The sequence below is a fragment of the Bradyrhizobium sp. MI1.7 genome, assembly GCF_055811795.1.
Genome location: NZ_JBVVPO010000118.1, coordinates 1 through 13,323 on the forward strand (window position 1 = coordinate 1; position 13,323 = coordinate 13,323).

General features: G+C 61.7%; 11 protein-coding genes and 5 pseudogenes. 7 read left to right on the forward strand and 9 right to left on the reverse strand.

Going from position 1 to position 13,323, the window contains the following annotated elements:
• Nucleotides 1-195: oleate hydratase (locus AC0L3X_RS44610; protein ID WP_473317491.1), on the forward strand; the 195-nt coding region annotated here is incomplete at its 5' end.
• Nucleotides 196-221: 26 nt separating this feature from the next.
• Nucleotides 222-980 (forward strand): glucose 1-dehydrogenase, encoded by a 759-nt coding sequence (locus AC0L3X_RS44615; protein ID WP_439034105.1) that lies wholly within the window; start codon nucleotides 222-224, stop codon nucleotides 978-980.
• Between the two features lie 498 nt (nucleotides 981-1,478).
• Here the strand turns inward: AC0L3X_RS44615 and AC0L3X_RS44620 are convergent.
• The 5 genes and pseudogenes from AC0L3X_RS44620 to AC0L3X_RS44640 form a co-directional block, all read right to left on the reverse strand.
• Nucleotides 1,479-2,258 (reverse strand): annotated as a pseudogene (locus AC0L3X_RS44620) (IS110 family RNA-guided transposase); the annotation flags it as partial.
• Nucleotides 2,259-2,309: 51 nt separating this feature from the next.
• Nucleotides 2,310-3,962 carry an IS66 family transposase gene (gene tnpC / locus AC0L3X_RS44625; RefSeq protein ID WP_439034106.1) on the reverse strand — a complete coding sequence of 551 codons (1,653 nt, stop codon included), beginning with the start codon at nucleotides 3,960-3,962 and terminating at the stop codon, nucleotides 2,310-2,312.
• Nucleotides 3,963-4,007: 45 nt separating this feature from the next.
• Entirely contained in the window at nucleotides 4,008-4,355 is a 348-nt protein-coding gene (tnpB, locus tag AC0L3X_RS44630) for an IS66 family insertion sequence element accessory protein TnpB (protein WP_439034107.1), read from the reverse strand.
• A gap of 63 nt (nucleotides 4,356-4,418) precedes the next feature.
• Nucleotides 4,419-4,742, reverse strand: coding sequence for an IS66-like element accessory protein TnpA (gene tnpA, locus AC0L3X_RS44635; protein WP_439034108.1), 324 nt, complete (start codon nucleotides 4,740-4,742; stop codon nucleotides 4,419-4,421).
• Between the two features lie 68 nt (nucleotides 4,743-4,810).
• Nucleotides 4,811-5,104 (reverse strand): annotated as a pseudogene (locus tag AC0L3X_RS44640) (IS110 family transposase); the annotation flags it as partial.
• A gap of 141 nt (nucleotides 5,105-5,245) precedes the next feature.
• Between AC0L3X_RS44640 and AC0L3X_RS44645 the strand changes: the two are divergent.
• The 3 genes from AC0L3X_RS44645 (at nucleotide 5,246) to AC0L3X_RS44655 (ending at nucleotide 8,330) form a co-directional block, all read left to right on the forward strand.
• A complete protein-coding gene (locus AC0L3X_RS44645; RefSeq protein WP_439034109.1) occupies nucleotides 5,246-6,802 on the forward strand; it encodes an ISL3 family transposase in 1,557 nt (518 codons plus the stop codon).
• A 265-nt stretch (nucleotides 6,803-7,067) separates the two neighbouring features.
• Nucleotides 7,068-7,376 (forward strand): hypothetical protein, encoded by a 309-nt coding sequence (locus AC0L3X_RS44650; RefSeq protein ID WP_439034110.1) that lies wholly within the window; start codon nucleotides 7,068-7,070, stop codon nucleotides 7,374-7,376.
• A gap of 222 nt (nucleotides 7,377-7,598) precedes the next feature.
• A complete protein-coding gene (locus tag AC0L3X_RS44655; protein ID WP_439035717.1) occupies nucleotides 7,599-8,330 on the forward strand; it encodes an ATP-binding protein in 732 nt (243 codons plus the stop codon).
• Here AC0L3X_RS44655 and AC0L3X_RS44660 read toward each other — a convergent pair.
• Entirely contained in the window at nucleotides 8,230-9,720 is a 1,491-nt protein-coding gene (locus AC0L3X_RS44660) for an SGNH/GDSL hydrolase family protein (RefSeq protein ID WP_473317492.1), read from the reverse strand. The two genes, AC0L3X_RS44655 and AC0L3X_RS44660, sit on opposite strands and share 101 nt — an antisense overlap.
• Nucleotides 9,721-10,304: 584 nt before the next feature.
• Between AC0L3X_RS44660 and AC0L3X_RS44665 the strand changes: the two are divergent.
• Nucleotides 10,305-10,548: pseudogene (locus AC0L3X_RS44665) on the forward strand (PRC-barrel domain-containing protein).
• An 88-nt stretch (nucleotides 10,549-10,636) separates the two neighbouring features.
• Here AC0L3X_RS44665 and AC0L3X_RS44670 read toward each other — a convergent pair.
• From AC0L3X_RS44670 to AC0L3X_RS44680, 3 genes and pseudogenes are all read right to left on the reverse strand, one after another.
• Nucleotides 10,637-11,911 (reverse strand): IS256 family transposase, encoded by a 1,275-nt coding sequence (locus tag AC0L3X_RS44670; protein WP_439034112.1) that lies wholly within the window; start codon nucleotides 11,909-11,911, stop codon nucleotides 10,637-10,639.
• Between the two features lie 76 nt (nucleotides 11,912-11,987).
• Nucleotides 11,988-12,601 (reverse strand): annotated as a pseudogene (locus AC0L3X_RS44675) (IS5 family transposase); the annotation flags it as partial.
• Complete coding sequence (locus tag AC0L3X_RS44680) at nucleotides 12,534-12,860, reverse strand: helix-turn-helix domain-containing protein (protein WP_439034113.1); 327 nt, start codon at nucleotides 12,858-12,860, stop codon at nucleotides 12,534-12,536. The pseudogene AC0L3X_RS44675 and the gene AC0L3X_RS44680, both read right to left, overlap by 68 nt.
• Nucleotides 12,861-13,017: 157 nt before the next feature.
• On the opposite strand from AC0L3X_RS44680, the pseudogene AC0L3X_RS44685 reads away from it, so the two are divergent.
• A pseudogene (locus tag AC0L3X_RS44685) lies at nucleotides 13,018-13,323 on the forward strand (FAD-dependent monooxygenase); the annotation flags it as partial.

The window sequence follows — 13,323 nt, forward strand, 5'->3', positions numbered from 1 at the left end:
CGCAATCTCGCCTTCACCGGCCAATTCTGCGAAATGCCTGACGACGTCGTGTTTACGGTGGAATATTCCGTTCGCGCGGCGCAAACCGCCGTGTTCACCTTGCTCGACGTTAAACGCGGGGTCTCGCCCCTCTACAAGGGCCAGCGTGATCCCGGCATTCTTTTTAGTGCTTGGAAAACGCTGCACCGCCGTTAGCCAACAAACGAAGCGTGGCCCCTGTCGTGAGGCGTATGAATGAGAAAGTCATTCTGGTCACGGGCGGAGCTCGAGGGATGGGTGCCGCTCATGCCCGCCTGCTGGTAGACGAGGGGGCAAGAGTGGTGATCACTGATCTTCTTCAGGAAGAAGGAGAGATCCTCGCGGCTCAACTTGGTACGTCGGCTCTATATGTGCGTCAGGACGTCACACAGCCGGAGGAGTGGTGCAACGCGATCGCGAGCGCGGAAAATAGCTTCGGCGCGCTGAACGGCCTGGTCAACAACGCGGGTATCTGCAGCTTTGCCCCGATCGAGCAGCTCTCGCTCGATCAGTGGAACAAAACCCTCGCAGTCAATCTTACTGGTGTGTTCCTCGGCATGCAGGCGGCTCTACCCGCGATGCGCCGCGCTGGCGGCGGTTCGATCGTGAACATCTCATCAGTCGAGGGGCTGCGTGGTAGTGCAGGGCTCAATGCCTATGTCGCCTCGAAGTTCGGGGTTCGGGGTCTGACGAAGTCCGCCGCCCTGGAGGCAGCGGCGTCTGGTGTCCGAGTGAACTCTGTTCATCCCGGCTTGGTCGCCACCCCGACCACCAGGAACTGTGATGGCTACTGTTTTCCTATTCCACTCGGGCGGGCCGCCCAGCCGCAAGAAGTGTCGGAAGCAGTGTTGTTCCTGCTCAGCGACCAGTCCTCCTATCTAACCGGCTCGGAAATCGTGGTTGATGGTGGTCTGACGATAGGTCTCCCGCACAAATGTCTTCCACCGGAAAGCATCTTTTGAGAAACATCGACTGCTTGTGTCATCCGTCAAAGCAGCTTCAAACTCTCGACCGATCCCTCCTTGCTCGCCGACTACGACATCCCGATAAGCATGGACGGCAGGAGCGCCCGGCACAGGCTTGTGGCGCAGCGGCAAATGCGCGGAATTATACGTGAGGGCCTATGACAAGATCAACAAGCGCGCAGCTCGATCGGCCGATATGTGTTTCGGCATGGAATAAGGGCTCTGACTCATATGTGGAACGGCCCGGGCCGCAAGATCTTTCTCTGGTTGAACAAGGGATGACGGTGCGGTCATATGTTCGGCCTGTAAAACGCGGCGCCTGGCCGCTGGCCACGATGATATCCGCGGAAGCAATCGCCCAATCAATTTCTCGCGCTCGAAGCGCAGTGAGTCAGGCGGTCTGATCGCTACCGGGAATGTCGTCATTCGGGATTCATCCAGATTTGCACCTTGCCTCCTCGGCAGCTTTCTTCTTCCGCCGGAGAGCTCTTAAGATTAGGTTTTCAGCATTGCAGCCGGCGCCTGATAGATGCCGCCTCTGACCAGCAAGGCCCAGATGGTGCGCGCCATCTTATTGGCGAGCGCCACGGATACGACCTTGACCGGCCGTCTTTGCAGCATGGTCCGAATCCAGAGCGGGACTTTCAAGCCTCGTTTAGCAAGCTTGATGATCGAGGTCGCACCAACGATCAAGAGCGTCCGTAGTTGCCGATTTCCACGCTTTGATATCGCGCCGAGCCTTTCTTTTCCGCCGCTCGACTGTGCCCTCGGTGTGAGCCCCGTCCAAGCCGCAAAATCTCGTGCAGTCGCAAAATTGCGAGCATCCAAAACCGATGTCCGAACGGTAGCGGCGAAGAGAGGACCGACACCCGGAATGCTCATCAGACGCCTTGCATCGGGGTCCTTTCTGACGTCAACCAAAATCTCTCTGTCGAGCTTCTCTATGCGGGTTGTAAGCAGCTCAATCTGTTCAGCGAATAGGATCAGGGCAAAGCGGGCGGCGCCGGGGATCCTATTGTCTTTTTCGTCCCGGAGAAGCACCAAGAGTTTTGCGATGCTTGCCATGCCTGTGCCAGCGATAATGCCCAATTCGGCCATATGAGCCCGCAGAGCATTTGCAGTCTGGCTGCGCTGCCTCATTAGCATCTCTCGCGTTCGCAAAATCATGCTGGCTGCTTGTTGTTCGGTCTTCACCGGTACGAACCGCATTGTCGGGCGGGTGACCGCCTCACAAATGGCTTCAGCATCGTACGCATACGACGAAGGCCGCCTGATTGACGGATGCGCGCGAGCGCGACGAGCTCTATGAAGGGCGTTGCGTGAAGATCAGGCAGCCTGCTGATCGGCGGGAGTGTCGCCTTGGCGGAGGAGCTTCCATTCCCAGGGCAGCAGTTCGTGCAGACGCGATACGGGAAGATCGGCGATACGGGCGACGATATCGGCGAGCGAGGCCTTGGGATCGATATCGTTAAGACGGCAGGTGGTGATCATCGTCAGCATGATGGCGGCGCGGTCGGCACCGCGCAGGCTGCCGGCGAAGGTCCAATTGCGCCTTCCCAGGGCGATTCCTCTTAATGCGCGCTCAGCACAATTGTTGGTCAAGCAGATCCTGCCATCGTCGAGGAAGCGGGCGAAGTCGTCCCAGCGCCTGAGCATGTAATTCATGGGCTTCAGGACCTCGGAGGAGCGCGAGAGGGATTCGCGCTCGAGGAGCAGCCAGGCATGCATGTCCTCGAGAAGCGGCTTGCTCTTTTCCTGGCGCACGGCGCACCGCTCGTCGGCGCCGCGGCCGTTGATGGCGCGCTCGATCTCGAACAAAGCGTCGAGGCGTCTGACCGCCTCCAACGCGATCGGCGAGACCGGTTTGCCCCTGTGGCCTTCCCGGGCGTTCTTCTCGATGTCGGCCAGCTCGAAGAAGCCCCGCCGCGCATGGGCGAAGCAAAACGCCGGCGTAATCGGCAGCACCTTCTTCTGCGGATCGAACAACGGCTCGAAGCCGTTGTAGCAATCGGCTTGCAGGATACCGGCGAAGGCGGCCAGATGCTTCTGTGGATGCTCGCCTCGACGGTCGCTCGAGGCGTAATAGACCGCAGCCGGGGGCGCTGGCCCGGCGAAGGGCCGGTCATCCCGCACATATGTCCAGATCCGACCGGTCTTGCACTTGCCCTTCGCCAGGACGCGGATGGTGGTGTCGTCGCCATGCAGGCGCTCGGCAGCAAGCACATGGCGTTCGATCAAGTGGAAGAGCGGCATCACGGCGAAGGTCCCATGGCCGACCTGGTCGGCCAGCGTCGACAATGGCAGGTCGATCCCCTCGGCCTTAAAGCGCGCACTCTGCCGATTGAGCGGGATGTGCATGCCGAACTTGTCGAACAGAATCGTCGCCAGCAATTGTGGGCCGATGAAGCCGCGCGGCGTCGCGTGGAACGGCGCCGGCGGCTGGCTGATCTTCTCGCAATCGCGGCAGGTGAACTTCTCGCGCACTGTCTCGATGACCTTGAACCGGCGCGGGAACTCCTCCAGCGTCTCGGTTACATCCTCGCCCAGCTTCGCAAGGCGCGCCCCACCGCAACAGGCGCAGGTCGTTGGCGCCTCAATGACGACTCGCTCGCGTTCGATGTCGTCCGGCCAGGGCTTGCGCACCGGCCGCTTGCGCGTGAAGGCGCGCACGCTCTGGGCTTTCGCCGCCGCGGCCCGCGCGGCAAGCTCATCCTCGCTCGCCGTGGTGGCGAGTTCTTCGAGCTCCAATTCCAACTGCTCGATCAGCCGCGCCGTGCGCTCGGAGCGCTGCCCGTACAATTCGCGTTTGAGTTTCTCGATCCGCAGTTCGAGATGCGCGATCAGCGCCGCGTTATCTGACAGCTCCGCTTGCGCGCTGGCAGCCATCGCCTCGGCTCGCAGCCGGGCCTCACGCTCGGCCTGCAGCGCCGCCAGGGCACTGACAAGATCCGATGGAAGGTCGTCCGGCTTCGATATCATGAAGCCATTGAATCAGATCAAGCAGCAGATTCAAACCCAAAACGGCTATCCGACCCGCGTCGGACGCTGGGTTTCTTGCGGGTTGCGCCAATCGATCCCGGACAACAGGTAACTCATCTGCGCCGGCGAGATCGTCACCGCATCGCCCGCAACCGAAGGCCAGATGAACCGCCCTCGCTCCAGTCTTTTGGTGAACAGGCATGCTCCCTGGCCATCGTGCCAGATCACCTTCACAAGATCGCTTCGGCGACCGCGGAAGACAAACAGATGACCGCTGAGCGGGTCCTTGCGCAGCACCTCCTGCACCTGGAGTGCCAGCGTCGGAAAGCCTCGCCGCATGTCCGTGTAGCCTGTCGCAAGCCACACGCGTGCGCCCGTCGGAACCGGGATCATCGGCGCACCAAAGCATCGAGAACGCGACGTAGTGCGTCGCCATCGACCCGGATGCAGTGCCCGCTACCAAGATCTATCTCGATGATGCCCAGTTCTCTTCCGTCGACGCGCCGCCGTCGTCGTCAGTGGCGCTTCGGCAACCGCCCGCGGCGGCACAGACGCCCCAATCTCGACCGGCACGAACGGCGCTATACTCGCTTCAGCGTGCTTGCAAAGCTCTTTGCGCCACCTGAACAGCTGGCTCACATGAAGGCCAGCCATGCGAGCCACCTCGGAAACGCAGGCTCCGGGCTCGAGCGATGCTGCAACAAGCCGTTCCTTCTCATCCTGTGACCACCGGCGCCGCCGCTCGACCGATGTGATCACCTCCGCCCTCGAAATCGTCATAGCGCTTCTCCTAGGATTACTCCTAGGACCTGCAGCGTTCGCGTCCGTCAAACAAGGCGGCCCTCAACGCAGGAATACTCAGCATCCGCCACGTCGGTCTTGTTACGTTTGACGTAAGGCTTCACGTAGGCTGGCGGCATCATGCGGACAGCGTGGCCCAGCGCCGCTATCTCGCGCGCCCAGTGATGGGCACTCGCACAGGCCTCCATACCTACCAAGCAAGCTGGAAGGCTCCGAAAGAAGGGTAGAACCTGCGATCGCCGCAATGTGCGACGAACCAAGACTGTCCCGTTTTCGGCGGTGCCGTGAACTTGAAAGATCGACTTGGCCAAATCCAAACCCACTGTGATAATTTTCTCCATGGAACGGTCCTTCCTTTGTGGCGCCTCTCTACGCGACCACGTTAGGCACTTTTGATGCCGGTTCGAAGGGCCGTTCCACACCATCACTTTTGATGCAGTTCGAGGGATGTCTGGCGTTTTGATTGGAGGAGAATCAGCGCCATGCAGCAAGCACTCCACCGCTCCAGTCTGGTGCCGCGTGGGTTTGTTGTAGAGAGTGCTTGCTACGAGGGTGATAAGGCCGTCATCACGGTTCGGGCGTCCGGAAGTTTCGGCGTGTGTCCATCGTGCGGAACGGCTTCCCGCCGTGTCCACAGCCGCTATCGGCGCCGTGTGACTGATCTGCCGCTTTCGGGGCGGATCGTAGAGCTCTCGGTGATTGCCCGCCGCTTCCGTTGCGACGCCGTCCTGTGCGGGCGCCATATCTTCACTGAGCGTTTCTCCGACGGGATATTGGCTCCATCAGCGCGACGCACGGCGAGGCTGGACTCTATCGTCCATCACCTAGGTCTGGCGCTTGGCGGCCGACCGGCGGCAGGCTTCGCAAAACGGCTGATGTTACCGGTGAGCAAGGACACGCTTCTGCGCGTGGTCCGACGCCGTCACCGTCCGCCGGCTGAGCCGCTCAAGGTTATTGGCATCGATGACTGGGCCTGGCGTCGCAATCACCGATACGCCAGCATCGTCTGCAACCTGGAAAGGCGCCGGGTAGTCACCCTGCTGCCGGATCGTGAGCCCGCGACCGCCCGAGCCTGGCTCGCTGCGCATCCCACGATCGCAATCGTCGCCCGCGATCGTGGCGGCGGATATGGCGAAGCGGCAGCCAAAGCCTTGCCGCACGCGGTGCAGGTCGCCGACCGCTGGCATCTGATGGAGAACGCCAGTCGGGCCTTTCTTGACGCCGTCCGCAAATCGATGCGCCAGATTCGCACCGTCATCGGTGCAACCGCGATCGATCCCGCGCTGCTCACAGCCGCCGAGCGCCTCCAGTATGAAGGCTACCTGCGCCGCGAGGAGACCAATGCGGCCATCCTGGCTCTGTCGAAGAGCGGCATACCCATCAAGCAGATCGTGCGCCAGACTGGCCATAGCAGGAAGCTGGTACGGCAGGTGATCCGCGGCGAACGCACCGATGTTTTTCGGACCCGGCAAAGTTCGTTGGATCTGCATTTGCCATGGCTCGATAATCAATGGGTGTCCGGCTGTCGAAACGGGGCTGAACTCTGGCGCCGCCTAGCAGCGCGCGGCTTCCGCGGCTCGCTCCGCGTCGTCAGCGAGTGGGCGACCCGCAGACGACAGGCCGATAAGGCCGATGCACAGAACCTGCAACGGATTCCCTCAGCCAGAACAATCGCTCGCTTCATGACCATCGGGCGGGACCTGCTCACGAAAGCGGAGACCGTCACGGTCGCGGCGATCGAAGCTGGCGTGCCAACTCTGGTCGAGGCACGCGAGATCATCGCCGAATTCCACCTGATGATCCGGCGCAAGACCGAGGCGGGCTTCATCCCATGGATCGAGCGCGCTCGCGCCAGCCTTGTCGCCTCGTTCGCCAGTGGCGTCGCGAAGGATGAGAATGCGGTACGGGCGGCAATCACTTCACCTTGGTCGAACGGACAGACCGAAGGTCAGATTACGCGCCTCAAGCTCGTGAGAAGGCAGATGTACGGTCGCGGGAAAATCGATCTCCTTCAGGCCAGGCTAATCGGTGCAGAATAGCCGGCGCTGCACCAAACTTGCGTCAGAGCCCCAGTCGAAAGCCGATTGACAGTTACGGCTCCCTTTATCCGAACGAGGCCGTAGCATGCGCCGCGGATCGCGCTACCTTCTGGGCCGTCGGATCACTGGCAAATGAGCGCAGCGTCGACATATCGATACCAATTCCGGGCGCGATCGGCGGGAGGGCGCAGCCACATTCCGTCGCCGCCACGCTCGCGTGGCTCACGCCGGTCGTTCCCGGCGCAAGGCTTACAAGGCTGTGCGCATGGAAATTCTGGACCCGGTCGACATCGGTAGCTTGGGTGTCGCCGCCCACGGAAATCAGCCCAACGGAAACCAAATCAATCGGGGAACGGTATGCACGCGTTGTTGGAGCGGCGATCGCGCCGCGGTGGTGACCACCAATACGACTCTTTCATCGAGAGTTCAACGCGAGCCTGACGCGAGCGAAACAATCGACGATGCCGTTCTCTTCGGTTTTGCTGTAACTATTGCGATGCTAGGAGAAATCGCTCTCTATGACGAGCTGCGCACTCGCGTGCGTCCACAAGCGCCACGAGAACGCGCTCGCTGATCGCGTTGGCGTGAGGCTCGCGTCGCCGGACGGGGGACGATTGTCTGCAAGTCGGACACGCACTCCATCACCGTCGCGCAGGAGAAGTTGAGCCAACCGACGAATCAGATACCGAAGGTGGGCTGGGTGCCGCTTCTTCGTTTCCGCCGCCGATATGAACGTATTGCAAGTTGTGATCAAAGAATAATTTTAGGAGTGGAGATGGAACATAATATTGCAGACATGACCCTCGATGAGGTCGTATCTCACCTCATCGCGGGAGAGATTCTGCACGTTGCCAGCGGAGAGACATTTTTCCCGCCGTTGAGTGATAGCCGCGCTGTTCTCGCGTTCTACAATCAAGACCGTCGAGCGTACTGGAATCCGGATAAAGACACTGCCATTCAGGATGGGGAGGTGGATTGCGTCCTCGCCGCGCTTGACAATGTACCTAAAGCCTTGTCCGCACCGGCTAAGGCGCCGGTCCAATTTCAGAAATGGCAACTCACCAAGATCGAGGCGCATCGATTCCGGGGGCTGCATCGTCATTGCGCCGAGGGAGGTTCAGACCCCAAGCCGTTCGAGCTTGAGCTCGCGGCACCGGCCACACTGTTTCGGGGGTTCAACGGGGCGGGCAAGACCTCGCTGGTCAGCGCCGTTTGCTGGTGCCTGACCGGGTATGGATACCGTTCGTCAGCAATGACTTTGGCTTCATCCCGACCATCGAGGCGTTCGTCTCCGCGCACAATACCACCACGCTGTTGCTCCAGGTGCGCACTGCGTTTGTCACGCCCACGGGCTCAGGTGCAAACCGATGCGATTGCCCCCGAAGCGGCCCCACTGAGCGAAACCTGCGGGCCAAAACGTCAGCGCCTCACCTTTGGCTGCGATTCTTTTTCTGCTTTAGCATTGGCGCCGGGGTCGATATCGGGATGCGATCATCGGGCGATGCCGATGCCATTGGAGTATCCTTAGACCGTTCGCGTCCGACTTCGCGGCGCGGCCAGACAAAATCGTCGGCGCGGCCGGCCGGTGCCGACAAGGGCTCACCTTTGACCAAGACACGCGCTGCTAGCGCATCCATTTCCACCGGCGCCCCTGGACCGCCGAGCAATTGATCGGCGCCGATAGAGGGGGCCACCAAGGGAAGGATCGGTCCGGCGAGCGGGCGCAGGTCCGGTTGACCCGGCAGCGCATTGACGTCGGGTGTTGCCGGTTCCGTCGGCAGCGCGATCGGCGCGGAACGAGTAGCCAACAACCGGTTGATTTCGCGTGCGACATAATGCGCAAGCTTGCGGGCGCCGGGCTTGGTGAAATACACGCCATCGGAGGAGCGCAGCTGACGGATCTGGCCTTCGAAGTCGGGACCGCGCTGCATAAAATGGCCGGCTTCATCGACAAAGCCGTCCCAGACATCGACATAAGTTATGCCGGCCTTGCCGGCCGCCTCGCGATAGAGCGAATCCAGAAACAGGGTGTCGGCTGTTGCCTTAGGGCCACGTACCACCGGCAGGCCAACCCACAGCACCGGCACCCCCTTAGATTTGAGCACGCCGATCATCTGTTCGATCTTGTTTTTGTAGAGCTCGATCCAGCGTTTCTCGCGATACTCATAGAGGCCGTTCGGCGAGCGCGTGCTACTCTCCGGTTCGATCGCCGGCGCGTCGGCGGCGTCATTTGGCGACAATTCCGTATCGACCAGTCTGCCATCCGGCTTCGCGTCGGCGTTCGTACCGCCCTCCGGTTTGGCTCTGGCATCCTTCTTGTCTACCTTTTTGTCCGACGGCTTGATATCGGATTTCTCAGCCGGCGGCTCGAGGATCCCGACTCGGTCATCGAGTCCGAGCATGACAACGATGGCGTCCGCTTTTTCGGTGGCGAGAATGCCTTTGGCAGCGGCGGCCCAATCGGCCGGATTGCCCTTCGGCTGATATTTGATAAGGCCTGAGACGGTCTTATGTCTGCGGATCACGCCCATGTCAGGCTGTTCGGCATAGGCGTCTTCAAGACCATAGGCGAGCCAGTCCGCCATGGCATCACCGAGCACAAGAACATGGCGCTCCGGTACAGCATCGCGCTTTCCGGCCGCGGGCGCCCTCGAAAAATCCTCCCGCGCGGGGGGTAAGGTTTGCCGCCGATTCCAACGAGGCTGGGGAGCAGACGGCTCAAACGTGTCGTTACCAAACCAGCCGCCGCCGAACCCGCCACCGCGTTGCGGCTGCTGCCGCTGCTGATATCCGCCGAAATTGAAGAACTGCGCCGATGTCGGGCCGACAACGCCGACCACCATCCCCAGAGCGATGGTTAGCGCAATCAGGGGACCTCTGTCGGTAAAGATGCGCAGTTTTCTTAGTTTGTTTGACATGCTCTTGAACCGCACAAGACGAAGAACTGCCGCGACAGAGACTAGCACGAAGGCTGCATGACGAGTCTCAGATCACCGTGAAGCGCTCAAATGCCCAGGTCCGCTTCGGATCCGAATGAAGGACAGCAAAGCTGTTTCATCGAAATGGCTGATGGTATGCTTTCACGACCGCATGCCCGCCCTCATCCGCCGGCGTCGCTGTGCGATCCGCACCGCGAGACGTAGCTGATTTATTTTGGCGACGTCCACGTTGGCGCGATCGGCCGCCGCGCAGGCGTGCCCACGTCGTCACCGCAATGGGGGCGCGGGTCTTGCGGCGGCTTCTATCCGGCATCGGCCAATGCCCCTGCCGACGCAGAGGTCCCGACGGGATTGCGCGACCACCTCGCCGCAGAAGCAGAACGCCATTCTTGACAGCCACATTCGTGTTGCTCAACGGGTCGCGGCCGTATGACGCAGACTTTGAAGATCCCTCCCGGCGGGAACCCCGTTCATTTCCGCCAGTTTTCAATTGTGCGTGCTCGCTGGAAACAGGATTGAATTGGAAAAGGCCATTCTACGCGCACCGGGCGCATTCGACATGTATGTCCGTAAGAGAGCTCGTGGTTTCTGAGGCTACGCCCCGGGCAGAAGAACGCGCCTCTGCAATTCTGCGGGAGTATCACCAAGCTGAGGCGGAATTGATCGGCAAGGCTGTAGTGCTTACGGACGGTAAGGCGGGCACCGTCGAGCAACTTTATTTTGGACGAAGAGCACGGTTTGCGGCTCTCCGTCGCAGGCCATCCTGGGAAGTGGCCGGTCTCAACGATCAAGCTGGTGCAGCAGTAGCTCGCGGCGCAGTCCAACCGACCGCCAACCGTCGGGGATGTCCCGATCGGTGTTGAACTACGTCGGGCCGACGTTGCCGGAATGAATGTTACGCGGCCCTCGAGACGTGGGCAATGGGCTTGATCGTCATGCGATCGAGGTGAGCTTGAAGGGCTGCACGCAGAACCGACAATTGCTTATGCGCCTTCAATGGTCGAAAGCCCTTGTTGGCCTCGATCATGCCGGCCGCGACCCATCGCAAGGCCATACCGGCATCCCGCCAGCGTTTGACGTTGCGCGTGACGCGGCGAATGGTGCCCATCATATTCTCGGCGATGTTGGTACAGGCGAGCGATCGATGAAGCTCCTTCGGCAGCTTCAACCGGACGACAGTCAGGATTTCGTCGAGGCCTTCGAGGATGCTGGCCGCGACGCCGGGCCATTGCTGGTCGAGGCGACGCGCGAGATTGCGGATCAATTTTTCAGCCTTGTCGGCGTCATCGAGCTCCCAGGCCTGGCGCAGCACCCGACGGGTGGCCGCATGATGTTCTTTCGGCAGGCGTTCCATGATGTTGCGCGCCTTGTGGATCTGGCAGCGCTGGATCGCAGCGGCCGAACCGAAGGTGCGGCGGATCGCCTTCGACAACGCTTTCGCGCCGTCGGCGATGAACAGTCTTGGTACCGTCGGGTCGAGCCCGCGCGAGACCAGGTTGTCCAGCAGGGCCTGAACCGTTGCGGCATTCTCGGTCGCCCCTTCCACCAGCGCCAGCGGATGCTTGTTGCCTTCGCCGTCAACCCCGATCGCGGCGACCAGCACGAGATCGTCGCCGAGATGCAGCCCGTCGATTTGGACCACCAGAAGGTCGAGCGCGGACAGGTCGGCAGCCATGAAGTCGGCCAGCCGCGCCGCCGACAGCGCTACGAACCTCCGCGAGGCCGCCGACTTCGAAACCCCCGATCCGGGCGGTGCCGGCACGTCACCCTCGGGCAGCCGGACAGCACGGCCGAACCGGCGCGTCGACACGTTGATCAGCATCAGGTTCATCGCCCAGCGACCGAGCCAGTCCTCCTGCGCCGCCGTTTCCCAGCTCGGAATCGTGACCTCGCGGCCGTCCACGCCCCGAACCCGCGGGCGATCGACCTCGATCTTGCCGCCGTGGAAGCCGATCCGTCCCCGCGTTCGGCCCCAACGGTGCGCCCGCCGCGCCGCGTCGCGACCGTGGCGCGGCCCGCAGGCCGCCGTGACATCCGCCTCCATCATCGTGCCGAGCGCCTCGATCCCTGCCGCAAGGCAGAACCGATCGAAGCTCGCCCGCACCTCTGCAAACGCTTCGTCCACAGCCCCAGTCGCCGGCGGACCAGCCGGTGTGATATCTCTCGTCATGGCGTTGCTCTCCTTTGTGGAATCAGCACCCCGAGCCTACCGGCTCAAGGTGGGCAACGCCGACCTCTTCAGAAATTCAACAGAACCCGGGACATCCCCCGGCGAGGTGGACGGCAGCCAAGAAGTTTCTGGCAAGTTTGTCGTAGCGAGTAGCGACGCGCCTGAAATCCTTGAGCCGGCAGAAGCAGCGCTCGATAACATTGCGTCCTTTATAGGCGCGTTTGCTGAAGCTGTGGAGGGTCACCCTGTTGGACTTGTTCGGAATGACGGGTTTCGCGCCGCGATTGACGATTTCGGCGCGAAAGCCATCGCCATCGCAGCCGTTGTCTCCAATGAGGGAAGACATGGGCGGCGCGAGCTTCAAAAGGGCCGGCCCTGCGGCAATATCTGCGGCTTGTCCCGGAGTGAGACGAAATGCGCAAGGTTTGCAATCAGGGTCGCTCAGCGCGCGGATTTTCGTGGTTCGCCCGCCGCGCGAGCGGCCGATCGCCTGTTCATGCTCCCCCCTTTTCCGCCGCCCGCCGACCGATGTGCTTTGATCGAGGTGGAGTCGATCGACAAAGTCAGGCCGTCGTTGCCGCAGCGGGCGAGCGCTTCAAAGATCGCCTGCCAATGTCCGCGCTTAGCCCAGCGATTGAACCCATTGTAGATCGTCGTGTAAGGGCCATAGTCGGGCGGGCAATCGCGCCAGCTCCGCGTGCCGGCGATGGCCCCGCCGCGTGCCGGAACCGGCAACGGCGCTGGCGAACAGCCGGGCCCCCAGCACAGCGTCGGTGACGTCATCGGGCAACGGCCAGGTCAGCCCCGCCGCCTCGAACCGACGGATCGTCAACCGCACCGTTGAAGGCGCCGTTCCCACCCGCCGCGCAATCTCGCGGGTCAGCATCCCGGCCGACTTCAATCTGATCACATCGCGCACATGGCGCATCGCAAGCCTCTCCGTCGGCATCCAGGTCCCCCCTTCGCAAAGCCGAAAGGCGGGACCGTATCGGAGCCAGAAGAGGCCTCGTCACCCCCGGGCGACATCATCCCGGAATAGTGGGCGAGATCATTCCGGAATGGTGGGCGACATCGAGCGGAATCAGCACGCGATCAAGGTCACCGAGGCGAAGACCGCTTTTCAGCGCGCGTGCGGTGCGCCGATATTTGCGAGGTTCTCTCATTTCTCACCTGGACCGCAGGCCATGCACTGGTGGCCGATAGCATGCAGCGGGGCAGGGTCTTCCTCGTCATGCGGCCCACCTCTTCACCCCCACCGGCGGTCTCGGCTACAACACGGCGATCGAGGATGCGGTGAATCTCGGCTGGAAGCTTGCAAGTGTCCTCAACGCTGTTGAGCTATCGCCGAAAGTTGGTGACGGCGGGAATCGGGAAGGCGGCATATCGTGGGGGTGCTTGACGCCTCCACTTCT